This window comes from Niallia tiangongensis, assembly GCF_044704065.1.
In the GTDB taxonomy this organism is placed as follows: Bacteria; Bacillota; Bacilli; order Bacillales; family Cytobacillaceae; genus Niallia; species Niallia tiangongensis.
Genome location: NZ_CP162613.1, coordinates 2,489,834 through 2,514,472, shown reverse-complemented (window position 1 = coordinate 2,514,472; position 24,639 = coordinate 2,489,834). Strand labels below are relative to the sequence as shown.

Sequence of the window (24,639 nt, the reverse complement as noted above, 5' to 3'; positions counted from 1 at the left end):
GTTGTTCATATTATTTTATAATCAATAATTGTTTGAATTGCACAAAAAAAGGAATAGAAACTATATCTGGAGATTTAAGGAGGGAAATGAATTTGACTGTTTTTATTTATGCTTTTCTTGGTTTGATTTTGATAGAAGAGCTAGTAGTTGTCGGGCTAAAAAGATACATAAATGGATCGTTTAGAATTGAAACTTATTTCCTTCATCTTTATCGAACATATAGAGTGAGAGCTGATTTGAAAAAAGTGAGTTGAAAACCTTGGATTTTCAATGAAGCGAAGCTGATTTCCATTACAGCATTGGCTTTAACGAAGTTTAGAGGAGTTTTCTCAGCTACATCTGTAAGAATTCGTAAATGATTAATTATTAAAAGTAGTCAAACTACCTTTTTTAGTAATTTGACTCCAATCATTAAAGATTGCTATCGTCGGCAATCTTTTTTATTATGGTTAATTAATTTCGTTTAATGATTTTGCTGTGAGCTGTTCGATTGTCATATCGTCCATTGGTGGATTATGTAATCCCGCTCGTACGTCTCGGTAGTATCGTTGAAGCGGGCTTTTTGCGGACAAGCTTCGTGCGCCAACGATGCGCATGGCGATATCGACTACTTCAATTGCTGTATTGGTTACAACTAATTTCACTGCACTCAATTCTGGGAGTAGTTGAGATTGCTGTTCTATAATTGATTCATCCCATTTCTTACTCACGGAATATAAAAAGTGTTTAGCTGTTTGCATTTTTAATTCTAGTTCTCCAATTATTGCTCGAACACTTGGAATATCGCTAATGGTGCCGTTTATACTATTTGGAGAATAATTTTTCGCAAAAGTCACTGCTTCTTTTTGTGCAGCTCCAGCTATTCCTAGATAACATGCTGGAATGTGCAGTAGCCATGGATTAACTTTTTTTCGTCTTTCCAATTTTTCTACATAATAACGAGCGGGAATATCTACTTTTTCAAAGTATACATCATTACTTCCTGTACCCTTTAAGGAAATGCTATCCCATGTGTTTTCTATGCGAATTCCGTTGCATTCTTTTGGTATCAAAAAATTTCCTACATCATCTGAATCTTTAATAGATGCAGTAACAAGAAAATAATCTAATACAGGAGACATCGTGGTAAAGGATTTATGTCCGTTAATCACCCAATTTTCGCCTTTCTTTTCAGCAGTAGTTTGCGGTTTTCCACCTCTTGTTGGGCTTCCTGTTTGCGGTTCTGTCGCTGCTCCATTTATTAAAGCACCATTTAGCAATTGGTTATAGACTTCTTTAAGAGTCACCTTATCCCAGTTTGCCTCATACATATTCCTAACAACGCCCATATGCCACCCGATAGATAAGGCAGTAGAGCCATCCCCCTGGGCAATCGCCTCTTGGAATCTTACTAATTCATACAAAGAAATCTCTTGTCCGCCAAACTCTTTAGGTATTGTTAAACTCGTGTAACCAGATTGCTGCAGTTCCTTCATATTTTCAAAGGGAAACGATCCATTTTCATCGACTTCCTGTGCTCTTTCTGAAAATTTTCTGCTCATTTCTGAAAGCTTACTTACTCTTTTCGTGAAATCTTTTTCAATATTAAAAAATTTAGCCACTACACTGCCATCTCCCTTACCAGTTCATTTATAAAGCTATCATAGCATTATTTCCATTTACTGATAAGCAATAAGCAATGGCATTATTTTTTTTGATAGGTCATCCATAATGTTGCAAGCACACTGTTAGTATCTCTTTTTATTCCTAATTTTCCCTCCAATTCATTCGTAATCTAGAAATTATGAAAGAAATCAATAGGTCGTAAACCATAATAACCTCTGCAATCGATAGATGATATAGCGAAAGAGTGGTAATTCACTTTGTGCATCTGCATCTTTTGTATATACTGCACCATCATTAGTCCATAGCCTTTGAAAATAGGATTTCGTTTCATTCACTACTTTTGTTTCTTTGTTGGCGGTGATTTTAATGTCTGTTTCCAAGTTAAAATCATAAAGATTTCTACGCGTAAAATTGGCGGATCCACTAATAATGGTATCCACGGTTTCTCTTTCTATTAACATAATTTTCGGATGGTATTGTTCTTTTCCTGTGTTGTACCATTTAATATCAATATAATTTGCTTCTTTTGATTTTCTTAGCTCTGCTACAACTGGGATATTTGGCAAGCCACTTTTTTTATTGCCAAATGAATTTTGATTTGGGTCCAATAGTAAATAAATATGCACGCATCTCCCTGCAGCCGCTTTGATTTCATCCATTACATTTCGATCCGCTAAGTAGAGGATTCCAATCCAAATTGAATCCTTTTTATCTGTCTTTCTGATTTCTTCTATTACATGTTTGCCTATTTTCCCTTCCGTCAATAATTGAATTTTAATATTTGTATTTGTTTCAGCTTGTTGTGGTATCCGCGGCAAATTGATCTGTTCATTCAATCTAGCTGCACTCTCTTCGCTTTCAAGTAAATCATTAATAATGTTTCCTCGAACACGAAAAGCTACGTTTGAATGATAGCCACTTGCATTATGAATATTTCCACTCGATATGATTGCTGCATTTTCCGTAATTAATAATTTTCGATGATTTGCTTTTACATTTAATAATTCTAAATAAGATAAAATGGAAACCTTATCCCCACTTTTTGCCAATAGATTAGGTAAATGACCATTTCCCTTCGTTTTTCCCCACTGTCCAAACATTCGCCAAAATGCAGAATAAAGTGGATTGGAATCTCGCAGCTGCTTGACATTTGTTTCGATAACTTTGACGCCGTTTTGCTTTAAATCATTTAATTCCTCTGATGGATAGGAATCATAGATTGTATTGATTTTATCCGTTAATAAAACAATATTAACAGATGGATTTTCCTTTTTTTTCTTTAATAGCTCTTCTGTAAATTTTTCTACTAAGGGTGGATATACTTGATCTTCATTTGTATCTTTATTAAATAAAAACATATCCACTACAATAAATTTCTCCGCATGCTGAATTTCCTTTAGCATCGTTTCAAAAGTTTCATGTTGAACCACTCTTTTATTCTGTTTATTTTTGTAGGTGATATCTGTTAATAGCTTTACATCTTCCACATAATGAGTTACTCCTTCTGCTGACATCCCTTCTGGTAGAGGTTTTTTCATATGATAATAAATGGTACCACTATAAATTATGATAAATAGAAGGAAGAAAACAATAATTATCCGTTTCATCATTTACCCCCACATTTTCTTATTTCTAAAAAACACTACTTAATAGTTGCTTACTTATATCCATTTAGTTTTTGCAATAGAAGGAAGGATAATCATAAGAGAATATAGAATATTTTTTTGAAAAAATGATGAGTTTTAGCAAATACATGGTACAATATAAAAGCAAAAAGCATTTACATAGGTGAAGGAGATTACGAAAATTGATTATTGGACTATTAATTATACTCGCTTATTTAATTGGATCTATTCCTTCTGGACTAATAATAGGCAAAACCTTTTACAATATAGATATACGAGAGCATGGTAGCGGGAATTTAGGTGGTACAAATTCATTCCGAGTTCTTGGAAAAAAGGCAGGCTTTGCGGTAACAATTTCCGATATACTAAAAGGGACAATCGCAACATTACTGCCTCTAGTTGCTACGCATATTTGGAACGTAGATATAGAGATAAACCCGCTGATTTTTGGCTTATTTGCAGTAGTTGGTCATATGTATCCAGTATTTGCTGGTTTTAAAGGTGGAAAAGCAGTTGCAACATCAGCTGGCATTCTCCTTGGTCATGAACCGCTTTTATTCGTTATCATTTTAGCGGTGTTTTTCCTTATACTATACATATCAAAATATGTTTCGTTATCTTCCATGGTTGCTGGTCTTGCTGGCCTTATCTACTCCCTTATCCTTTGGGACGATAAATTATTAATTTTTATTCTTGGCGTTCTAACGATTTTTGTCGTTTATAGACATCGTGCCAACATAAAACGCATCATCAATAAAACGGAGCCAAAAGTAAGCTGGCTCTAAAAAAGACCGATTTCGGTCTTTTTTTATTTGCTGATTTAATTTTTGACATAAAGTGATTTATTTCGTCATACCTTTTACTATAATCGTTAAAGGGGCGAATAAAGATGACTATTCAAACTGTAAATAATAAAAAAGCCGCTGAGGCTGCTGAATGCTTTGAAAATAAATTGAAATTGGTAGAAGCGAAACTACAGGAGCAAACAGCAAATATGGAACAATTGAGAGAGTGTTTGCAATCCTTATCTCTTTCTACAACCTATAGCGAAAATATAGCAAAGATGGTTAGTAGCATAACACATGAAGTACGTAACCCACTTACTTCTGTAAGCGGATTTTTGCAACTAATTAAACAAACCAGTAATCTCGAAACGATTCATCAATACACAGATTTTGCACTAAGTGAATTAACACAAGCAAGTGACTTAATTACCGATTTTTTAAACCTTTCTAAATCTCAATCAAAGGAAAGCACCCCATTATCCATTAACAAATTCATCAAAGAATTATATCCTGTTTTTAAGAGCGAGGCTAATTTAAAAGGAATAACCCTAAATATAAAAATAACATCAGACGAACCATTATGTATTATCCATAAACAGCATCTGACTCAGGTACTCGTAAATATAGTGAGAAATGCCTTTGAAGCAACTGAAGCAAACCATCCATCCACTCAAAAAGAGGTGAACATTACAACAGAAGTTTCCATGGACCAACTATTGGTTATAGTAGAAGATAATGGCTGTGGCATGACAGAGGAACAATTAAATCATTTATATACTCCACTGCAAACGACGAAAAAAAATGGAACCGGCATGGGACTTTATGTCTGCAAACAGCTGATTGAGAAATATGGTGGAAAAATGAATGTCGACAGTGCTATAGAAAAAGGGACAACTATATCCATTCAGCTGCCAGTCTACTATCCATAGGAACAATAACTACCATTGCAATAGAAGGGGTTCCGATAAAAATTCAATCAATTCCCCCTTCTGTACATACAAACGGATCATTATTTGTTATGCTAGTCTTTGTAAAGCGATTCAAAAAATGTTTTAAAGAGGCTAATGATGATGAAAAAAAGGAAAATAATCTTCATGTTCTTCCTAATGGTTATAGGATGCATACTAGTAAGTATGTTGATATCAAACTTATCTCCTTCTACCAGCAAAGTTGAACGTCCTATTTCTGGAAGAAACATTCATGATTTATCAAAAGAAGAAAATAAGAAAATTACAATAGCAGCTATTGGCGACATATTAATACATGATCGTGTTTATAATGATGCACGTGAAGGAGACCATTATAATTTTGATAATATGTTAACCAATCTAACCAGTGAATTAAAGAAACCTGATTTATTGCTTGCAAATCAAGAAACAATTGTCGCAGGAGAAGCGATTGGGTTATCTGGCTATCCTACTTTTAATAGCCCACACGAAATTGCCGATAGCTTAATAAAGGCAGGTGTTGATATTGTTACTACTGCAAATAATCATGCCTTAGATCGCGGAGTAGAAGCCCAAAAACTTTCCATTGATTATTTAAATCAAATAGGTCTTCCACATGTTGGAACCTATTTAAATAAAGAAGATCAAGATAAAATAGTTGTCTTAGAAAAAAACAATATCAAGGTTGCTTATTTAGCTTATACCTACGGTTTAAATGGAATTCCCATTCCAAAAGGGAGCGAGTATATCGTAAATTTAATAGATAAAGAAAAAATTAGTAAGGAAATTCAACGTGCAAAAAAAGAAGCAGATGTCATCGTAATGGCAATTCATTGGGGTAACGAATACCAGCGTTTCCCATCTAATGAACAAAAAGAATTGGCACAGTTTTTTATCGATGAAGGTGTTCATATTATTTTCGGGAGTCATCCTCATGTTCTTCAGCCAATTGAATGGTTAGAAGGAAAAAATGGACAAAAAGGTTTAGTTGTTTATTCGTTAGGGAACTTCTTATCTGGACAGGATGAAGAATATCGGGATATCGGTGGAATGGTAACTATTACCGTAAATAAAAAGCAAGCAGGAAAATCTGCTACTATCACATTGGAGCAGCCTGCTTTCTATCCTACCTTTGTTGCAAGTATGAATGAAAGCAATTATATGATGCATCCATTATTCACTTCAGAAGAAGCCATCGATAAATATGGAGCTTCTATTTATAAAGAAACAATGGATCATATGCTAAAAGAAGGACAAGCAGAGTAAAACAAAATTCAAATATTCGATAATTAAAATAGAATCCTTTATAATTGAATTATACCAGTAGAAATAGATTGCTCCCTTCGAAGTTTAGGGGCAAAATTCAAAAGAGGTGTGAAAACATGAAAATTGTGATTAGTGAGAAAGCTGCCGGATGGTACAAGGATGAAATGCTGTTAAAAGATGGAGACTTTATCCGTTTCTTTGCTCGTTACGGCGGATGCAGTACAGTTCAGCAAGGATTTTCTTTAGGAATTTCCAATGAACAGCCTGTTAACATGGGCGTAGAAACAGTAAAAGACGGTATTCATTATTATATAGAAGAAAAAGATTTATGGTATTTTGATGATAAAGATCTATTTGCAGATTTCAACGAAGTAGCAAACGAGCCCGAATATCGTCATGCAGAGTAAGTTTAGCTTTATTAATAAAATATCTAAAAAAACAGCGAAATGGTAGCCATATTCTACCATTTCGCTGTTTTTTTAAAGGCTATTGCCGAAATTAGGAATTCTGTGTTCGTGTTGTGGAAAGCATCTGCCAACATTTCTATACAAGTCAACTTAGAAGGCAGCCTTTCCAACCTATTGTAAACGCTCAGAAATCCCTTCTTCCTTCAAAATCCTCTTTTGCGTATCACCCAATAAGTCAAAATGTGAATAGCCATCTTTCCGATAATGAATCCACTCTTCCTTTAACTCATACTTCTTCCCCCAGCTTTTTAACTTTTTCAAATCAGAACAGCCTACTTTTGTTACAGTCTTACAGCCTGGGAAGCGATCATCTAACCAGTAATGGGTTAAAAAAGCAATTTCTCCATTATCTATTCTTCTTTTCCATTCTGCCAGCTCTTGTTTTTTTAATCCAAATGCCATGAAAGCAATCTCCTTTTACTTGTCTGTCGGTTGCTTTTTAATTTCTTCATATTTATTAAACCATTCTGGAAAAATCTTCTTAAAAGGTTTAGGTCTAAATGTTTCTTTCGATACGATAATATGTGTCGTAGTCCCCTCCACGCAGATTTCTTCATTCTGATTGATAATCTGATATCCGTAAACTGTTTTTATCCCATCATTTGTTTCCACCCATGTTTTAACCTTTGCTTGGTCTCCATAACGTAACGGTTTTTTATAAACAGCATATACATCATAGACAGGCGCAAAATACCCTTCATTTTCCATTTCCAAATAATTATAGCCAAGGTCCTCAATTAGCCCCGTTCTTCCTCGTTCAAAAAATTTAAGGTAATTCGCATGATATACGACACCCATAGCATCCGTGTCTGCATAATATAATTCAATGTCTCTTATGGAAATAAAGAAAGTATCCATCTGTTTCATACACCGTCCTATTCTTCGATTTTTCGTTTGTATCCTTGTAAAACATTTTCTATATCTTCAGCAGTCAGTGTAGAAATATCCGCTTCCTTGCCTTGCTCTAATTGCTCGGACAGTCGTAATGCCTGTAATTGAACAGCTTCATCGATAATATTAGTGGCAAATCTTCCATTTCCGTCTGTCGAAACGGTAGACAGTTGATTCTGTAGGACGGAGATTGCTTCTTCTGATAAGGAATAATCATATTTTGAAGCATACATTTTCATTATTTCAATCAATTCAACCGCCACATAATCATCGAAATGGATAAACTTTTTAAACCTAGAAGTTAAACCAGGATTGCTTTGTAATAATGCAGTCGTTTCATTTGGATAGCCAGCTAGTATAACAACTAAATTTTCATTATGCTTTGTCATTTCCATGACTAATGTATCTACTACCTCTTTACCAAAATCCTGACCACCACTACCTAATAAGGAATAAGCCTCATCAATAAATAACACGCCACCCAGTGCTTCTCTGATTTTTTTTCTCGTTTTTATAGCAGATTGGCCAACATATCCAGCTACAAAGTCTGCCCTGCTGGTTACTACCAAGTGTCCTCTCTTTAAGATTCCGCAATCTTTAAGGAACTGAGCATATAATTTCGCAACAGTAGTCTTTCCTGTACCTGGATTACCTGTAAATACGGCATGTAGTTGAATGGGCAAATTCTTTTGCGCCTTTGTTTGTCTTAATTGCTGAACTTTTACAAAGGCAATTATTTTCTTTATTTCTACTTTCACTTTCGATAATCCGATTAATTCATTTAATTCTGTCGCTGGATTGATTGGATTTTCCTTGTCATCACTAACAAAATCCGATTCTTGCAACAATGTATATTTTAAGATTTCTTGTTGATTTGATTTACGGGAGCCCTTACTAAATATGGCATCAAGAACAATGTTGCGAACCGCTCGGGCGTTCCCAAAGCTTTCATCCACTTGTTCCCTCTCAAGTCTTTTTAACAACGCTCTTTTTCCATCTTCTGTCATAACATAGTCGTTACTAGTTGCAATTCTTTCTCCTATTGCTAATAATTCACTAGGTGCATAATCAGGTAAATGAATCAAATTAGAGGCTGGAAAACGACTTCTTAAACCATGGTTTCCATCTAGAAATTGACGCATTTCCTCTGGATAGCCTGCTAAAATAACGGCAAACTTCCCTCCGAACTCCGACCCTGTCATTAATGAAACCAGTGTATCAATTGCTGTTTGCCCATAATCATTGCCAGATTGTCCCTCGCGTTTTAAACTGTATGCTTCATCAATAAATAACACTCCGCCAACAGCTTGTTTTACAACAGAACGTACATTTTCTTCTGTTTGTCCCATATAGCCACCTATTAATTGAGACCGATCTGTTTCTACAACCTCTTCACTAGGCAATACACCAAGTTCATGATATACCTTGGCCATTAATCGTGCCAGTGTAGTCTTTCCAGTACCTGGATTACCTGTAAAAATCATATTTAAGCTTAATTCATCCTGAATCATATAACCTAATTTTTTTCTTGCTTTTTGATAGCTTAAAAACTGATAAAAGTCCCGTACTCTTTTTTTTACTGTGGCGAGACCAACCATTTGCTCCAGTTGTTCTAAAGATGAAAGAGTCACCTGTTCTTCTTCCTTTTCTTCAATAAACAGGCTTGCCCATTCCTTCTTAAGTTCTTGAAGTTCTTCTATTAACTTTTTTACACTTTCATAGTAAATAGACGTATGAAATACACCACTAATGGATTCCGCATACTCTTCTGCGGATTTCAGTAGCTCAGACGTTTTTTCAATCACTATTTTTAGCGTTTGTTCGATGGCTTCATATTTCGCAACTGCCTCTTCATTATCATAAACTGCAGCATTTTTTTTCTGATTTTTAATATGGGTTACTTCATCTTCCATTTGCTCTAAAAATGCGCGACAATTATTTATATATTGCTCCGCAATTTTCCGTTTTGCTGTGCGATTATCAGTTTCACGAATATGGGGAAATACAAGCTGATCGAGCAAGTGACTGAAATTCTTCCAATCATATTGGGAAATATATTTAAGGGCCATTGTATTGTCTGGATTTAGCTCAATTGCTTTGTTTAACCATGCGACCGCAATAGTATCCTTCTGATTACCATCCATTCTTGATAATGCAGCAATCGTTAATAATTGGGAAATTTCTTTTCCATTCTGTGCTTCATTTAGCTTTTGAATCGCATCTAAAATTCTTTTTTCATCCTCGACAAAGCCCAGCTCTTCAAATTCTTTCTCTAGCAGGAAAATTTCTTGATGTTTTATAATTGGTTTTATTTTTTCGTTATTCATATATTCACTTCTCTTAATAAATTTAGGATTTACCTTTTTAATACTAACATATTCCTCTATTTTCGTTAATGATTATGTACCTTTCTCATAGGATTTATCTTAATAAAGCACCATTCATCTTATATTATAATTTGTATAAACATTTTCTAATTTTTTTCGTCAAAAATAAAGACAGCAATCGCTCATCTTTTTATCCAAAAATGAGTTATTGCTGTCTAATTATATTGTTTTTTAAGAGGAAGCTTTTATTCGCCTTTTGTTTGGATTACTTGAGCATGCTGTCCTGATTTATCCTGCATTTGCTTTCCTTTGTTTCCACCAAAGCTTCTTGATTTTGTCCCAATATGGCTCGGCACAAAGTGTTTGCTATCTTTTTTAGGATTACTCATCTAATCAACTCCTTCTATTATAGTTTGTACAAAAGGGCAAGCAGAAATAGATGGTAATTTCTAGTTTTTTATATTAACGAGCTTTTTTCAAATGCTTTTTTTCTAATCGTTCTTCAATTTTTTCTATTGCTTCTCTATCCTTTAATAATTGCATTTTATTTTCCAATACTAATTCTTGAAATGAACGTTTGCGAGGTTTTCTCATAGCTCATTCTCCTTTATCAATAATTTGTACTATCATATTTCCCAAAAAGTTAGATAATTATTACATGGAAAAGAAATAATTTTTAAATCTTTTTGAAAAGTTTTTGTTTTCTGATAATTAAAACAAGGTGTGCACTCCTTATTACTACATTTATAATTATAGTATAATACTCACATTTTGTAAAGCGCTTACATGTGAATTTTTGTTTTTTACTTTATTTTTTACTTTGTGTCAATGCTCGCATTTCCTCAAGTGTAAGCATCGTAAAAGTCTTATGGATAATTATACCTTCATTATTTAGAAAATAGGTTGTTGGTATACTAAGTATATGGTATTGATTAGCAACCTCTTCTTTCTCGTCCATTAAAACAGGAAATGTTAATTTTCTCTCCTGGACAAATTGTCTAACGCCTGCTTCATTTCCACCATCAACATTTACAGCAAGAACGACCCAATCTTTGCGCTTCTCCTTTGAAAATGTTTCTATATCAAGCATTTCTTTTTTACATGGCGGGCACCAGGTTGTCCAAAAATTTATCATGACAGATTTGCCTTTGAAATCAGATAGCTGGACTTTATTTCCATTAAGATTCTCTAACGTAAAATTCGGGGCTTTTTCTCCAATGTTTAAACCATTTTTAGCTTGCATAACATCATTTGGTGTAGTAATGATAAACATAGCCATTAGCACCATAATGAAAAATACTCTTTTAGGTGACATAGCTGCCTCCCTTTGTGGATAGATTGAATTTATAACCTTCTGCTGAAAGATTACTTTATTAAGTCTTTCTTATCTTATAGATTATCCAGTTTTTTTTATTTTATTATTTTGAGTGCGTAAAATTATTATATTTATAAAAAATTCACCAATTAGATTGGGCGTTTTAGGTTTTCACAGCACCATTTTATTCAAAGGCTGTGTTCTAAAAGATTGTTGCTTTTTCAATAGAAAAAAAGAATTAGTAGGAAAAATAGAGCATCCGGAATACACGTAGACTCCTGTGGGATTAGCGAGACAGTCTTAAGACCCTGCAGGAGCGTTGCGACGAAGCGGCTCAGCGCGAGCCCCACGGAAAGCGAAGTATATTCCGGCTGCGGGCGATAGCAACAAACTTTACGAAAATAGCCTATTCAATCAAAACCACCAGTGTGAACTGGTGGTTTGCTCTGCGGCTAAAAGCCTCTCTTACCGGCCTCGGCCTTAAAGGCCCACTGAAAAGGTTTCCCTTCTGCACCACATTCACTCACCAATTCTAAAGAATTTCTTTATTTACTTCCGATTTTTCTCACCCGTGAACGGATCGAATTCTTCGAACAACGTTAGCTGATCAGCCATATAATCTTCTTTCAGCTGATTTCTTATATATTCTTGTATTTGTTTCTTATTTCTCCCCACGGTATCAACGTAGAAACCACGACACCAAAATTTCCGATTCCCATAGCGATATTTCAAATTCGCATGTCGATCAAATATCATCAGGCTACTTTTTCCTTTTAAGTAACCCATGAACTGCGATACACTTAATTTTGGTGGGATACTAACCAACATATGGATATGATCCGGACAGGCATTTGCTTCATGTATGATAACACCTTTTCTTTCACATAGCTCTCTTATGATTTGTCCAATACTCTTTTTGTATTTGCCATATATAATTTGCCTTCTGTATTTTGGGGCAAAGACTATGTGGTACTTACAATTCCATGTTGTATGTGCTAAACTGTTCATGTCCTTCATAAGGGCATACCTCCTTCTTGCGTGAGATAAAGTGGTCGGGAAACCAACTTTATCCTACCATGAAAGGAGGTTTTTTTGTTACCTCGCTATAAGCTCTCCGGAACCCCCGGCATAGCCAGGGGTTTTCGAAACCATCAAAAAAACAGCCCATTTATATGGACTGTTTCCTTCACTCATTTCAGCACCTATTATAGTGCACTAAAAGCTTCTGTTAAGACTGGAACTATTTGTTTTTTACGTGACACGACACCCTTTAATAAAGCTGTGTTCGTTTCTAGCTGTACATTAAATGCTTTTTCTACAGCTTCTGCTTTATTACCTAAAGCGACAGCAACAGAATCATTATTTAGAATATCTGTTACAACAAGTAGGAATAAATCTAAGCCTTTTTTATCGATGATTGCTTGAATAGAAGATTCTATATCTGCTTGCTTCGAAATGACATCATTTGTGTCAACTGCATTTACTTGAGCAACCTCCACTTTGTATGTACCCATTGAAAATTCTTTAGCGTCAATGCTTAATAGTTGATCAACTGTTTTATCACTTAAATCTGCACCAGCTTTAAGCATTTCCAAACCATACTCTTCAGCATTCACAGCTGCAATTTCTGCTAATTCTTTAGCAGCTTGTACATCTTGCTCTGTGCAAGTTGGCGATTTAAATAATAAAGAATCAGAAATGATTGCGGAAAGCATTAATCCAGCAACTTCTTTCTTAATTTCCACATTATTTTCTTTATACATTTTATTTAAGATAGTAGCTGTACAGCCTACTGGCTCTGCACGATAGTATAAAGGATCACTTGTTTCAAAGTTTGCAATACGATGATGATCAATTACTTCTAAAATTGTTACATCCTTAATATCTTCCACGCTTTGTTGAAATTCATTGTGGTCAACTAAAATAACAGATTTTGTTTCTGTACCTGCTTTTTCGATGAAACGAGGAGCATCCGTTTTAAAGTAATCTAAAGCAAACTTTGTTTCGCCGCTAACCTCACCTAGACGTACAGCTTCAGCTTCTACTCCAAGCGCTTTTTTTAATTCTGCATATGCAATAGCAGAGCAAATAGTATCCGTATCCGGATTTTTATGACCAAAAATCAATACTTTTTCCATTTAGCAAATCTCCTTACTACGATAATCTGATGACGTATTAACTAAATTCATACATCCCACTTTATTTTATCATAACTTGCCAAAATTTAAAGAAAAGAACTGAAAAAAGAAGGGAATTTGCTATGCTTTACTAGCTACTTTTTGTATGAAAATAGAATGTGTTTAGACAAGCAATTGACCTCCCACCAATAACCTTTTTAAAATATATAAATAAAACTGCAAACAAACTACCCTTTCAGGCGTTTATTTGCAGTTTCATTGGAGCATTAAAAAACTCCTTTTCTATTTAACTAGTAGATTAAAATTTATATTGATAGTTTTCGATTTCCCAAGCATGAATTGTTGTACGGTAATTATCCCACTCTTCTTTTTTAGCTGCTACATATTCAGTAAATACGTGCTCTCCAAGTGTTTGAAGACCGATTTCCCCAGCTTCAAGTTCTGCGATTGCAGCATCTAAACCACCAGGTAAGCTATCAATGCCAAGCTCTTCACGGCGTTCTTCTGTCATATGGAAGATATCTTCGTTAATTGGTGCTGGAGCCTTCAAGCCTTTTTCTACTCCATCTAATCCTGCTGAAGCAATAACAGCAAATGTTAGATATGGGTTGGAAGATGGATCTGGACAACGAAGTTCAACACGAGTTGCCATACCGCGTTTTGCAGGAATACGGATTAATGCTGAACGGTTGGATGCAGACCATGCTAAGTAACAAGGTGCTTCATAGCCAGGAACTAAACGCTTATAAGAGTTTACTAATGGATTTGTCACAGCTACGAAACTCTTAACATTCTCTAATACACCAGCAATGAAAGAATATGAAGTTTCAGATAATTCTAAATCATCGTTTGCGTCATAGAAACTGTTTTCCCCATCTTTAAAGAATGACATGTTAACATGCATTCCAGAACCGTTGATTCCGAATACTGGCTTTGGCATAAATGTTGCATGTAAACCAAATTGAGCAGCGATTGTTTTTACCACCCATTTATATGTTGTAGCTAAATCAGCAGCTGTTAAAGCATCTGCATATTTGAAATTGATTTCATGTTGCCCTTCTGCTACTTCATGGTGAAGTGCTTCAATTGTGAAGCCCATTGCTCTTAAAGTTTTAAAAATTTCAACTCGTACTTTTTCGCCTAAATCTTTCGGTGATGGCTCAAAGTAACCGCCTCTGTCACCTAATTCAGTAGTTGGGTATCCATTTTCATCAGTAGCAAATAAGAAGAATTCTAATTCAGGTCCAACTGAAATCGTATATCCTTTTTCAGCAGCGCGCTCTACAGTTTTCTTTAGAACATTGCGTGTATCGCCTTCGAATAAAGTACCATCTGGGTTTGTCACAGAACAAAGGAAACGAGCTTCTGAATACCCTTCTGTTTCTGTCCAAGGTAACACTGCAAATGTGTTTAAATCTGGTAATAAATAAGAGTCTGATTTGTTAATTGGAGAAAATCCTTTAATGGATGAACCATCAATCATGATTTTTCCTTCTACAGCATCATCTAATTGTTGTGCAGTAATAGTAATATTTTTTAAAATACCTTCAATATCCACAAATTGTAGATGTAATAATTCTACACTTTTTTCTTTAACAATACTTTCAATTTTCTCTAATGTAAATTCAGCCATGTTAACTTACCTCACAATTCATGTTCTATTATCTAACTTGCTTTCATTATAAGGAATATTTTCTCTTAAAACAATGTTTTTTTATAATTTTTTAAAAATTTTATTAGGTAGCGCTTTCATCTCTTTTCGCTGTTTTTCTCCTGTTATTGACACCATTTGCTAGGTGGATGAAGAAGGAATATGTCGAAATGATAGATTTGTAAGATTTCGTTCGATATAGCTACTTTTTGTGAGAATTAGTAAGCATAAAGTGGAACTTCCATCAGTGGACATTTCCTTCCTCCCCTCTGATGGATAGTTAAACCATCCGGATCTTTAGCGGCACTTAATTTGCCACCTATCCACCCTAAATTTTCATAAGCTTATCGGTTTTAGTATTACTATCCGTTAAGAGTGATATAAAATAATTTTATTATAAATTAATAAAATTCCGAATTTTCGTTATTTTATGCCCTTTTCACTGTTTAATCTCCTGTTTTCTTTTATTTTTATAGGTTTTTAATATTTCCCAATACGAAATAAATAGCTTATATTAATTGAAATAGCTTATTTAAGAAAAGGAGTGACTCATCCTTTAATCAATGAATTGGCTCATTGTGAGAGTCAGAGCTCTCCTTAAACTTTAAAAAATAATATTGGACGGTGGTAAACATGCATCTATTAAAGCCATTTTCATTTAGCAAGAGATTCCCTGAAACAGAAGTTGTTGGATCTGCTTTTGCAGGGAAACAAGATCATCTTATCCCTTTATCTTTCGGTTTTCCTGCACCAGAATCTCTTCCAGTTGATAAAATGACCGCTGCGACTGAAGCAGCAATGATCACACAAGGAAGACAAGCTTTGGCATATAGTGGTGGAACTGGTCCTAAGAACATCATAAACTGGATTAAAGAACGATCAAAGCTTAGAGAAATTGAAGCAACAGAAAAAGAAATAATTGTTACTGCTGGAAGTTCCCAAGCGATTGATTTAATCACGAGAACACTCACAGATCCTGGTGATGAATTATGGGTAGAAGCGCCAACTTTTTTTGGAGCACTCAAAACATTTCGCTTAGCGGAAACGAAATTATTTTCTTTTCCAATTGACGAAAATGGCTTAAGAGTTGACCTAGTCGAACAAGAGCTAATCGAAAGAGCAATAAATAATCTTCCTTTGCCCAAATTGATGTATGTCATTCCAAATTATCAAAATCCAGGTGGCGTCAATTTATCTATTGAAAGAAGAAAACGGCTTGCTGAATTAGCATACGAATATAATTTCTTTATTATTGAAGATGACGCTTATGTGGAGCTTTCCTTCGATAAATCATACACTCCTGCAATTTATTCATTTGGACCTGATAGAGTTGTTTACTTAAGTACATTTTCAAAAATAATCGCACCTGGCTTACGACTTGGCTGGGCAATTGGATTAAAAGAAGTAATCGAAAAAATGCAAATTTTAAAAACGGATGGTTTTACAAGTGTATATGTACAAGAAGTTACGAAAAACTTACTTGAGCAAATAGATATGGATGAACAAATCAATAATTTGAATACCATCTATCTTTCTCGTAAAAACGCAATGGTTTCTGCGATAAAGCAATACTTTGGTGAAGAAGTTTCCTTTCATGAACCACATGGCGGTTTCTTTCTTTGGCTTACTTTCCCAGAGCATATTGATACGAGCGAATTTGTTGATGCCGCAATGATAGCCGGTGTTTCCTATATCGCCGGCAAGCATTTCTTTTTACAAAATGAAGGCTACAATCATATGCGTCTATGCTTTACTTTCTGTAAAGAAGATATTATCCAAGAAGCGATTAAACGACTTGCAAACACCTATTATGAACATGTAAATAGGAATCAAATGATTGAGGAAGTAAATTAATGACTAAAGCATCAACTATGCCTAAAATTTATATTCGAAGAACTATACCAGAAAAGTATCTTGCTCAAATAACTTCATTAGGAGCAGAGGTTATTATTGATCATTGGGAATATGGAGATCCTGAACCGCCGATAAGCCAGGATATTAGCGACTGCAATATTGTGTTAACTTTAGGCTTAACGGATTCCTTATCCATATTGCAAAATGCCCCAAATATAAAATGGGTGCAATCTTTAAGTGTTGGCCTGGATGCTCTTTTACATGAGGAAGTAAGAAACAGTGATATTGTAATCACGAATACAAAGGGTTGCACATCTGTTCCAATTGCAGAACATACAATTGCGATGATGGCTGGTTTGGCAAGAGGAATACCTTTTATGATTCGAAACCAGCTTAGCAATAGATGGGCACCCACCCCTATTACGGACCTTGCTGGCTCTACTATAGGAATTATTGGCTATGGAGAAATTGGAAAACAAATTGCTAAACGAGCAAAAGCATTCGATATGTATGTAATCGGCTGTAAGAAAAGACCATCCCAATTATCTGGTGAGGATCCTGCAGATAAAATTGTTGGGCTGGAACAAATAGATGAAGTGATAGCAGAGGCTGATTTTCTTATCCTTGCTTTGCCTTCAACTCCTGATACATACCAACTGATTAACAAGGAAAAGTTAGCAAAAATGAAAGAAAGAAGCTTTCTAATTAATATCGGAAGAGGAAATACGATAGCTGAAGAGGAACTCATCCACCTATTAAAAGAGGAAAAAATTGCTGGAGCTGCATTGGATGTATTTGAGGTGGAGCCTTTACCGCAAGAACACCCATTATGGGAAGTAGAAAATGTTATTATATCCCCACATAATGCTTTCTTTTCGCCAAACACTTTAGATCGTTACATGGAGGTATTTCTAGAAAATATCCAGCGTTTTAAAGACGGTAAAGAACTAATAAATGTGGTTGATAAACAATTAGGCTATTAACAAAGAAAAAAACTGCCGAATTTAACCTCGGCAGTTTTTATATGAGCTTTTTTCAACTTATACAGTTTCAAAGCCTTCTTTTTTCCATGCAGTTGTTCCACCTTCGATGAAAGCAACATCTGTAAAGCCCATTTGTTTTAATAAATACGCACCAAGTGATGCTTGTCCGCCAAGACCGCATGTAACAAGAACAGGACGATTACGATCCGCTAATTCTGGATTTCTTAATTCTTCCGGCAATTCCAAATCAGCACGAATTGGAAGCATTCCTAAAGAAATATTAACAGAGCTTGGAATTAAGCCACATGCACCTGCATCTTTTGCATCTTGTACATCAATTATGTAAGTGTTTGGATTTTCCTCGATTTTCTTTTTTGCTTCTACAGATGAAATTCCAGGTACATTCTTTCGTGCTTCTTCTACTAGTTGACCAAAAGTTAATGCCATTTACATCACTCCTTTTATTATCTAACATTTCCATAGTAACAAAATTCGCTTCAATTTACTAATAAATCGCTTCCTTTATTTTACTCAGACAAGAACCGGGACATTATAATTGTAGAATAGTATTCTCCGTCTTCAAGTAGTTTGTCTTTTTTTAATATGCCTTCTACTTCAAAACCGAATTGTTTATATAATTTAATTGCTTTATCATTTGTTTCGATTACAGATAGTGTCATTTTCGCAAGTTTATTTTCAGTTGCCCAAGTTAGGGATGATTGTAATAAATGTGGTCCAATCTTATAGCCCCAATAATCTTTTAACACACCAATGCCAAATTCTACTTTATGCTTAAGGCGCTTCAAGCTAGAGCCTTCGCACCGTGAAAAAGCAATGATTTTTCCTGATTCTGTTTCAGCTAGTAAAAACAGTCGATTTACTGCTTCTAAATCTGTACGAATCAAGTGTTTGAAATCAAATGGAGATAGCATCCCCTCTCCAGGTTCCCTGTCTAAGAAGGATGTTTCGCCATCAATTTGCAGCCTTATCTGCGAAAGCTGATCTGCATCTATTTCTTCTGCGCATCTTACTGTATAACTTAATCCATTTAGATGATATAGAATGGGGATTATTTTCATGAAATAGTATTCTCCTTTTATTTATGATTGTAATTATATTCTAAGATTACAAGAAATCTCTCTAATATATTGGATTATTCCAGTGGCATACTATTTGATTTCTATAGGGTTAACGCTAAGCCTACTAAGTCACTAGAATCAAACAACATCATTCTACCAGAATCATTCTCAATGAAAAAACTCCCTCTAAGAAAAGACATATTCTAGCTTTTGAGCATTAAATTACCCAAAAGCTAGAAAATTTGTCAACTTTCCATAGAGAGAGCTTCTCTTAATCTATTAGTTTTTTAATTTATCACGTAATACCATTGGAAGAATACCACCATGGCGATAGTAATCAATTTCTACTTCAGAGTCAAAACGTACTAACGCTTCGAATGTAATCTTCTTACCATCTTCCGTAGTAGCTGTTACTTCTAAGAAATCACGAGGTTTAACAGTTTCGTCTACATAAACGTTAAAGGTTTCTTTTCCTGATAAACCTAAGCTTTCAGCATTTTCGCCTTCTTTAAACTGTAATGGAAGCACTCCCATTAACACTAAATTAGAACGGTGAATTCTTTCAAAGCTTTCTGCGATAACTGTCTTAATGCCTAATAGGTTTGTTCCTTTTGCAGCCCAGTCACGAGATGAACCCATTCCGTAATCTTTCCCTGCGATAACCATTAAGCCAGTTCCTTCTTCTTTATACTTCATACATGCATCATAAATGGAGGTAACTTCCCCAGTTGGCCAGTGAGTTGTAAATCCACCCTCTGTACCTGGAGCAATTTGGTTACGAATACGGATATTCGCAAATGTTCCTCTCATCATTACTTCGTGGTTACCACGACGAGAACCGTATGAGTTGAAATCACGTGGCTGTACTCCATTATCTTTTAAGTACTTTCCTGCTGGAGTATTTACCCCAATTGCACCGGCTGGAGAGATATGGTCAGTCGTTACTGAATCGCCGAACTTCCCTACTACCTTTAATCCTTTCAATGGCAATACTTGCTCTGGATCAGGCTTTAAGCCCTCAAAGAATGGCGGATTTTGAATATAAGTAGAAGTATCATCAAAGCTATATAAAGAATCGCTGCTTGTTTGAATCTCGTTCCAGCGCTCGTTATCATCAAATACTCTTTCATATTCTTTATTAAATAGTTCAGGTGTTACTGTACGATGAACTACTTCATTAACTTCTTCAGTAGATGGCCAAATATCCTTGAAGAATACTTCATTACCATCTTTATCTTTTCCAATCGGTTCTTTTTGTAAGTCGATATCCACGGTACCAGCAAGAGCATAAGCAACAACTAATGGCGGTGAAGCTAAGTAGTTTGCTTTTACAAGTGGATGGATACGACCTTCAAAGTTACGGTTACCAGATAACACACTTGTTACTAGTAAATCGGAATCAGCGATAGCTTGCTCGATTTCCTCTCTAAGTGGACCAGAGTTACCGATACATGTTGTACATCCATATCCTACAAGGTTGAAACCAATTTGCTCTAAATAAGGAAGAAGACCAGAATCTCTTAAATAACCAGTAACAACTTTTGAACCTGGTGCTAAAGATGTTTTAACAAATTTAGGTACTTCCATTCCTTTTTCTACTGCTTTTTTCGCAACTAAGCCTGCACCAACTAATACATATGGATTCGATGTATTCGTACAGCTTGTTATTGCAGCAATAGCAACAGAACCTGTCTTCATTGTAGTAGAATCCCCGTTTGCAAAGTTCACTACTACATCTTTATCAAATTCGTCCGCTTTTAAACCGAAACCTTGGTTTCCTTCTGGTGCCGTTACAGACTCATTGAATACCTCTTTCAATTTAGAAAGTGGAATTAAATCTTGTGGTCTCTTCGGTCCAGATAGATTCGGCTCAATTTCAGCTAGGTTTATCTCTACAACATCTGTATAAACCGGTTCTAAGTTTGGATCGAAGAATAAACCATTTTCCTTGCAGTAAGCTTCAACTACATTAATTTGCTCTTCTGAACGCCCAGTTAGGCGCATATAGGATAATGACTCTTTATCCACAGGGAAAAATCCACATGTCGCTCCATATTCTGGTGCCATATTCGCAATTGTTGCACGGTCTGCAAGAGGCAATTGCGGCACACCTGGTCCGTAGAATTCTACAAACTTTCCTACTACACCTTTTGCTCGAAGTACTTGTGTTACTTTTAAAGCAAGATCTGTTGCAGTAGAACCGTTTGGCATTTCGCCAACAAGTTTTACCCCTACTACTTCTGGTACTGGAAAATAAGAAGGTTGTCCTAACATACCTGCTTCTGCTTCAATTCCACCAACACCCCAGCCAAGAACACCGATACCGTTAATCATAGTTGTATGAGAATCAGTACCAACTAATGTATCTGGGAATGTTTCATATTCACCTTCTGGCGTTTCATTTACATGTACTACATTTGCTAAATATTCTAAATTTACTTGGTGAACGATACCAGTTGCTGGCGGTACGGCACGATAATTATCAAATGCCTTTTGCGCCCAGCTTAAGAATTGATATCTTTCTGCATTTCTTTCAAATTCTAATTCCATATTTGCTTTTAATGCATCCGGAGTGCCGTATTTATCTACCTGAACACTGTGATCAATAACTAGATCAACTGGTTTCTCTGGATTAATTTTACTAGGATCTCCTCCTAAGTCAGCCATTGCTTTTCGTAAAGAAGCAAGGTCAACTACTGCAGGAACTCCTGTAAAGTCTTGGAGGATTACCCTCGAAGGTTTAAATGGAACATCAATTTCCTTTACCTCGTCCGTTCCCCATTTTGCGAGGTTTTCTACATGCTCTTGTTTAATGACAAAATCATCCATTTGTCGTAAAACTGATTCTAGTAACACCTTGATAGAATACGGCAATTTCGTTACTTTACCGATTCCAGCTTTTTCTAAAGCTGCTAATTGATAGTAGTGATAGCGCTTCCCACCCACTTCAAACGATTGGCGGGCATTATAAAAATCTTTAGCCATATGTATTACCCCCTCATTGTAATCATATACCAAAAATAGAAAAATAGTCGAATAATTTGAACCCTCTATTATCTATTTACCATCTATAATTTTAATACAAGGATTATGATAAGTAAATAATAAGAAAGTTATCAAATACGATAAGTTTTTCTTATCGACTAATCTTTTCTCGCGAAAAAATAGACCATCGAAAAGATAATCTTTCAGATGGTCTTCTTCTTCAAATTTCGTTTACTTCCTCAACAATACTTTTTAAATCCTTTTGAAAGCTTTCTAATTGTTCCCTCTGATGCTCGGACGCTACTTCTAAAGCATTTTCGATTTGTTGATAGGTTTCATTTATTTCTTGTTTTAAGTGCTTTAGCTGATGACCATAGCTAGCTGAATCTTTTACTATATCTTGATATAGATTTTGTGTTTCATACATATTTCGTTGTGCATCTTGAAAAGCTTCCTGTTTATTACTATGATAAGGCATATTATTATCCTCCTGCATTATTATTCATGTTGCTTACCAATAAGTTGTGCAGAGAATCATAAAAATATGCGGTATAAATGAGGGCTGAAAAAACCATTCTATAAAGGTAAGTGATGTAATACCTCTTCATGAAAAAAATAAAGGAGAGAAAAATTATGAATAAAAATGATAGTAAAGATATGCGAAGAAATGCACCTAAGGGCAATCAATCTGGTCAACCTGAGCCTCTTAGCGGCAGCAAAAAAGTGAAAAATCGCAACCATTCGAGACAAAAGCATAACAGTCATCATGATATGTAAAAAATAAGTTACATCCATTTTTAACCTAATTTAGTATTTTCACATTTCTATTTCTTGTTATTAAAATAGCCCTTCTCAATCGATGAGTTGGGCTATTTTCTATAAAACGTGATAAAAAATTTCGTTAATCCATAAGCAATCATTGAATTTACAATATCAATTAAAAAGATATGAAAATTATTTAATCCCTTTAAGATGGCGAGAAACCCTATATTCTTTTCGATTGGGACAAATACATAAGCAATGACAGCAGAAAGGACAATCGTCCATAATAAAAAATTCTTATTATGTTTCACGCAATATTGATAGAGCAACATAAAAGAAACAGGAAGTAATGAAGATGTTATTCCAATTGCCTGGGGTAAGAATGGCAAAAGAAAGTAATGGTGATCCATATACCCTAGTCTTATAAGCACAATTTCTGTATATGTCCATAGCATATGTATAGTATATCCAAAGAAAAGGATTTGCAGTGACTTTTCTTTATCCAGTTTTATTAAAAGGACAATAAGTGGGAAAATCAAGCATGCTAGAATAATCCAAAATTGCCAGCTAGTCCAATCAGAGTGCTCATGCCAATAGGAACGTATTAAAGAGGATACTTTCGCGCTCGCATTGTTTATTTTATTCCAATATTCTTCCACCGACATGACAATTCCTCCCAAGATTACTATTTACAACTAACACTCTGTAATTTATCCTAGGAACATATTTTTATACTTTGTAGAATTTAAAAAAGCCCTCATTATTAGTTTGCTTTTTCCGTTTATCGAAGCTGCTATTTAATACTTAAGGTAAAATTAAGGAATCTTTCCTATAATTAATCATTATTTAGTAGGGAGGAAAATATATACCATGATTAATTCTATTTCAAGTACAACAGCAGGATCCATTAGCACAAGCAATCGTTCCTCCGATGTAACAAATCAAATGAAAGCCTTAGAAAGTCAAAAACAGCAATTACAATCACAACAAACACAAATTGAGCAAAATGAAACGATTCAAGAAGAAGAAAGAGAAAAACAAATTGAACAGCTAAAAAAGCAGATCTCTGAAATAGAAGAACAGATTCAAGCACTCCAGAATCAAAAATCAGAGGCAAGTAGTTCCAAATCAGTTTCAAAAATACAGCAAGATAATGTGCTCATTAGTAGGGAAGCATATTCTTTATTCCATGATTCAAAAAAAGAAACGGAAAACGATCAGAACTAGTCAACATTTTCAAGTATAAAGATGTTGTAAAGACCGCATCCAATTCATTTTATGGACAAATAAATATACTAATAGATAAAGCCCACTTCTGTTGAGTCGGGCTTTTATCTATTGTAAAATTTTTCGACAGTTGTATAACACCAATTTTGCAAGGGAAATGTATAGCTATATTATGAATTTTTCAACGAAAGAAGCGTGGATAATAAATGTGGTATCCCTATACTCTCATCATCATTTTTCTGCTTATTGTCCTATTTATGCCGAAAAAACTAACATTAAGAGAAATGTATTTTAGTTTAGGTATTCTTGGCTTTAGCACATGGCTTGGAGATGTACTAGTAGGAGATGTTTTTAAAGCCTTTCAACTTGGTCCCTCTCCTAAAACGTACATAATTGACTATCTTTTTGTGACGATTATTCCTCCAGCAATCGGCTTGATTTATCTGAATTTTTTGATTCAAAACAAATCTATCCTGTATAAATGGATGTGGGTATTTCTATCCTTCTTATTAGAATGGGGTGCTGTACTATCTGGTTACATGGATAACAAAGGCTGGAAGACGTGGTACTCAATCCCTGTCTTTATTTTAGTATTCATCTTATTTTTACCATTACATTTAAAAATTCTTCGCCATGAAAAATAAAACCATATTCTTTCTAAAGCAATCGAAAAGAAAAGAGACCGATTTCATATATAAAGAATGCGGTCTCTTTCATAGATAACTTGGAAAC

General features: G+C 34.9%; 26 protein-coding genes. 10 read left to right on the top strand and 16 right to left on the bottom strand.

Translation table 11 applies throughout. From position 1 onward, the window contains the following. Positions 1–92: 92 nt before the first annotated feature. Positions 93–254: a hypothetical protein gene (locus AB3U99_RS12005; protein ID WP_400247833.1), complete on the top strand. Its 162-nt coding sequence runs from the start codon at positions 93–95 to the stop codon at positions 252–254. A gap of 195 nt (positions 255–449) precedes the next feature. Here AB3U99_RS12005 and AB3U99_RS12000 read toward each other — a convergent pair whose 3' ends face one another. Then, positions 450–1,541, bottom strand: coding sequence for an acyl-CoA dehydrogenase family protein (locus AB3U99_RS12000; protein WP_400248050.1), 1,092 nt, complete (start codon positions 1,539–1,541; stop codon positions 450–452). Between the two features lie 252 nt (positions 1,542–1,793). Further along, a complete protein-coding gene (locus tag AB3U99_RS11995) occupies positions 1,794–3,212 on the bottom strand; it encodes a phospholipase D-like domain-containing protein (protein ID WP_400247831.1) in 1,419 nt (472 codons plus the stop codon). Between the two features lie 200 nt (positions 3,213–3,412). Between AB3U99_RS11995 and plsY the strand changes: the two genes are divergently transcribed. From plsY to AB3U99_RS11975, 4 genes are all read left to right on the top strand, one after another. Continuing rightward, positions 3,413–4,015 (top strand): glycerol-3-phosphate 1-O-acyltransferase PlsY, encoded by a 603-nt coding sequence (gene plsY, locus AB3U99_RS11990; RefSeq protein ID WP_400247829.1) that lies wholly within the window; start codon positions 3,413–3,415, stop codon positions 4,013–4,015. A gap of 104 nt (positions 4,016–4,119) precedes the next feature. Further along, entirely contained in the window at positions 4,120–4,944 is an 825-nt protein-coding gene (locus tag AB3U99_RS11985; protein WP_400247828.1) for a sensor histidine kinase, read from the top strand. Between the two features lie 204 nt (positions 4,945–5,148). Next, positions 5,149–6,228 carry a CapA family protein gene (locus AB3U99_RS11980; protein WP_400247827.1) on the top strand — a complete coding sequence of 360 codons (1,080 nt, stop codon included), beginning with the start codon at positions 5,149–5,151 and terminating at the stop codon, positions 6,226–6,228. Between the two features lie 116 nt (positions 6,229–6,344). Further along, positions 6,345–6,635, top strand: a complete 291-nt coding sequence (locus AB3U99_RS11975; protein ID WP_400247825.1) for a HesB/YadR/YfhF family protein — start codon at positions 6,345–6,347, stop codon at positions 6,633–6,635. A 171-nt stretch (positions 6,636–6,806) separates the two neighbouring features. Here AB3U99_RS11975 and AB3U99_RS11970 read toward each other — a convergent pair whose 3' ends face one another. The 9 genes from AB3U99_RS11970 to AB3U99_RS11930 all read right to left on the bottom strand — a co-directional run bounded on the left by AB3U99_RS11970 (position 6,807) and on the right by AB3U99_RS11930 (position 14,999). Further along, positions 6,807–7,097, bottom strand: a complete 291-nt coding sequence (locus tag AB3U99_RS11970; RefSeq protein WP_400247823.1) for a hypothetical protein — start codon at positions 7,095–7,097, stop codon at positions 6,807–6,809. Positions 7,098–7,112: 15 nt separating this feature from the next. Beyond that, positions 7,113–7,553 carry an acyl-CoA thioesterase gene (locus AB3U99_RS11965; protein WP_400248049.1) on the bottom strand — a complete coding sequence of 147 codons (441 nt, stop codon included), beginning with the start codon at positions 7,551–7,553 and terminating at the stop codon, positions 7,113–7,115. A gap of 17 nt (positions 7,554–7,570) precedes the next feature. Further along, the gene (locus tag AB3U99_RS11960; RefSeq protein ID WP_400247822.1) at positions 7,571–9,913 is read right to left on the bottom strand and encodes an AAA family ATPase; all 2,343 of its coding nucleotides are present in this window, start codon (positions 9,911–9,913) and stop codon (positions 7,571–7,573) included. Between the two features lie 245 nt (positions 9,914–10,158). Next, positions 10,159–10,302: an acid-soluble spore protein N gene (locus tag AB3U99_RS11955; RefSeq protein WP_016205356.1), complete on the bottom strand. Its 144-nt coding sequence runs from the start codon at positions 10,300–10,302 to the stop codon at positions 10,159–10,161. Between the two features lie 73 nt (positions 10,303–10,375). Continuing rightward, positions 10,376–10,507, bottom strand: a complete 132-nt coding sequence (locus AB3U99_RS11950) for an FbpB family small basic protein (protein ID WP_400247820.1) — start codon at positions 10,505–10,507, stop codon at positions 10,376–10,378. A 214-nt stretch (positions 10,508–10,721) separates the two neighbouring features. Continuing rightward, the gene (locus AB3U99_RS11945) at positions 10,722–11,228 is read right to left on the bottom strand and encodes a TlpA disulfide reductase family protein (RefSeq protein ID WP_400247818.1); all 507 of its coding nucleotides are present in this window, start codon (positions 11,226–11,228) and stop codon (positions 10,722–10,724) included. A gap of 549 nt (positions 11,229–11,777) precedes the next feature. Further along, entirely contained in the window at positions 11,778–12,245 is a 468-nt protein-coding gene (gene tnpA, locus AB3U99_RS11940; protein ID WP_100525941.1) for an IS200/IS605 family transposase, read from the bottom strand. Positions 12,246–12,433: 188 nt separating this feature from the next. Further along, the gene (locus tag AB3U99_RS11935) at positions 12,434–13,366 is read right to left on the bottom strand and encodes a manganese-dependent inorganic pyrophosphatase (RefSeq protein ID WP_400247817.1); all 933 of its coding nucleotides are present in this window, start codon (positions 13,364–13,366) and stop codon (positions 12,434–12,436) included. Positions 13,367–13,664: 298 nt separating this feature from the next. Continuing rightward, on the bottom strand, positions 13,665–14,999 hold the full coding sequence (locus tag AB3U99_RS11930) for a glutamine synthetase family protein (protein WP_400247815.1): 1,335 nt from the start codon (positions 14,997–14,999) through the stop codon (positions 13,665–13,667). Between the two features lie 651 nt (positions 15,000–15,650). Here AB3U99_RS11930 and AB3U99_RS11925 point away from each other — a divergent pair. Together AB3U99_RS11925 and AB3U99_RS11920 are read left to right on the top strand one after the other, a co-directional pair. Then, on the top strand, positions 15,651–16,871 hold the full coding sequence (locus AB3U99_RS11925; protein WP_400247813.1) for a PLP-dependent aminotransferase family protein: 1,221 nt from the start codon (positions 15,651–15,653) through the stop codon (positions 16,869–16,871). Next, positions 16,871–17,854: a D-2-hydroxyacid dehydrogenase gene (locus tag AB3U99_RS11920; protein ID WP_400247811.1), complete on the top strand. Its 984-nt coding sequence runs from the start codon at positions 16,871–16,873 to the stop codon at positions 17,852–17,854. Before AB3U99_RS11925 ends, AB3U99_RS11920 begins: the two co-directional genes overlap by 1 nt. Before the next feature lie 57 nt (positions 17,855–17,911). On the opposite strand, the gene AB3U99_RS11915 is transcribed toward AB3U99_RS11920, so the two are convergent. The 4 genes from AB3U99_RS11915 to AB3U99_RS11900 form a co-directional block, all read right to left on the bottom strand. Continuing rightward, the gene (locus AB3U99_RS11915) at positions 17,912–18,301 is read right to left on the bottom strand and encodes a rhodanese-like domain-containing protein (protein ID WP_400247809.1); all 390 of its coding nucleotides are present in this window, start codon (positions 18,299–18,301) and stop codon (positions 17,912–17,914) included. A gap of 80 nt (positions 18,302–18,381) precedes the next feature. Then, on the bottom strand, positions 18,382–18,933 hold the full coding sequence (locus tag AB3U99_RS11910) for a GNAT family N-acetyltransferase (protein ID WP_400247808.1): 552 nt from the start codon (positions 18,931–18,933) through the stop codon (positions 18,382–18,384). Positions 18,934–19,212: 279 nt separating this feature from the next. Continuing rightward, positions 19,213–21,918: an aconitate hydratase AcnA gene (gene acnA, locus AB3U99_RS11905; protein WP_400247806.1), complete on the bottom strand. Its 2,706-nt coding sequence runs from the start codon at positions 21,916–21,918 to the stop codon at positions 19,213–19,215. A gap of 220 nt (positions 21,919–22,138) precedes the next feature. After that, positions 22,139–22,396 carry a hypothetical protein gene (locus AB3U99_RS11900; RefSeq protein ID WP_400247805.1) on the bottom strand — a complete coding sequence of 86 codons (258 nt, stop codon included), beginning with the start codon at positions 22,394–22,396 and terminating at the stop codon, positions 22,139–22,141. A gap of 152 nt (positions 22,397–22,548) precedes the next feature. Between AB3U99_RS11900 and AB3U99_RS11895 the strand changes: the two genes are divergently transcribed. Then, entirely contained in the window at positions 22,549–22,695 is a 147-nt protein-coding gene (locus AB3U99_RS11895; RefSeq protein ID WP_400248047.1) for a small acid-soluble spore protein P, read from the top strand. A 92-nt stretch (positions 22,696–22,787) separates the two neighbouring features. On the opposite strand, the gene AB3U99_RS11890 is transcribed toward AB3U99_RS11895, so the two are convergent. Then, a complete protein-coding gene (locus AB3U99_RS11890; protein ID WP_400247803.1) occupies positions 22,788–23,345 on the bottom strand; it encodes a hypothetical protein in 558 nt (185 codons plus the stop codon). Between the two features lie 205 nt (positions 23,346–23,550). Here AB3U99_RS11890 and AB3U99_RS11885 point away from each other — a divergent pair, with 205 nt between their 5' ends. Beyond that, on the top strand, positions 23,551–23,907 hold the full coding sequence (locus AB3U99_RS11885) for a FlxA-like family protein (RefSeq protein WP_400247801.1): 357 nt from the start codon (positions 23,551–23,553) through the stop codon (positions 23,905–23,907). A 206-nt stretch (positions 23,908–24,113) separates the two neighbouring features. Beyond that, positions 24,114–24,551 carry a hypothetical protein gene (locus AB3U99_RS11880; protein WP_400247800.1) on the top strand — a complete coding sequence of 146 codons (438 nt, stop codon included), beginning with the start codon at positions 24,114–24,116 and terminating at the stop codon, positions 24,549–24,551. The last annotated feature ends 88 nt before the right edge of the window (positions 24,552–24,639 follow it).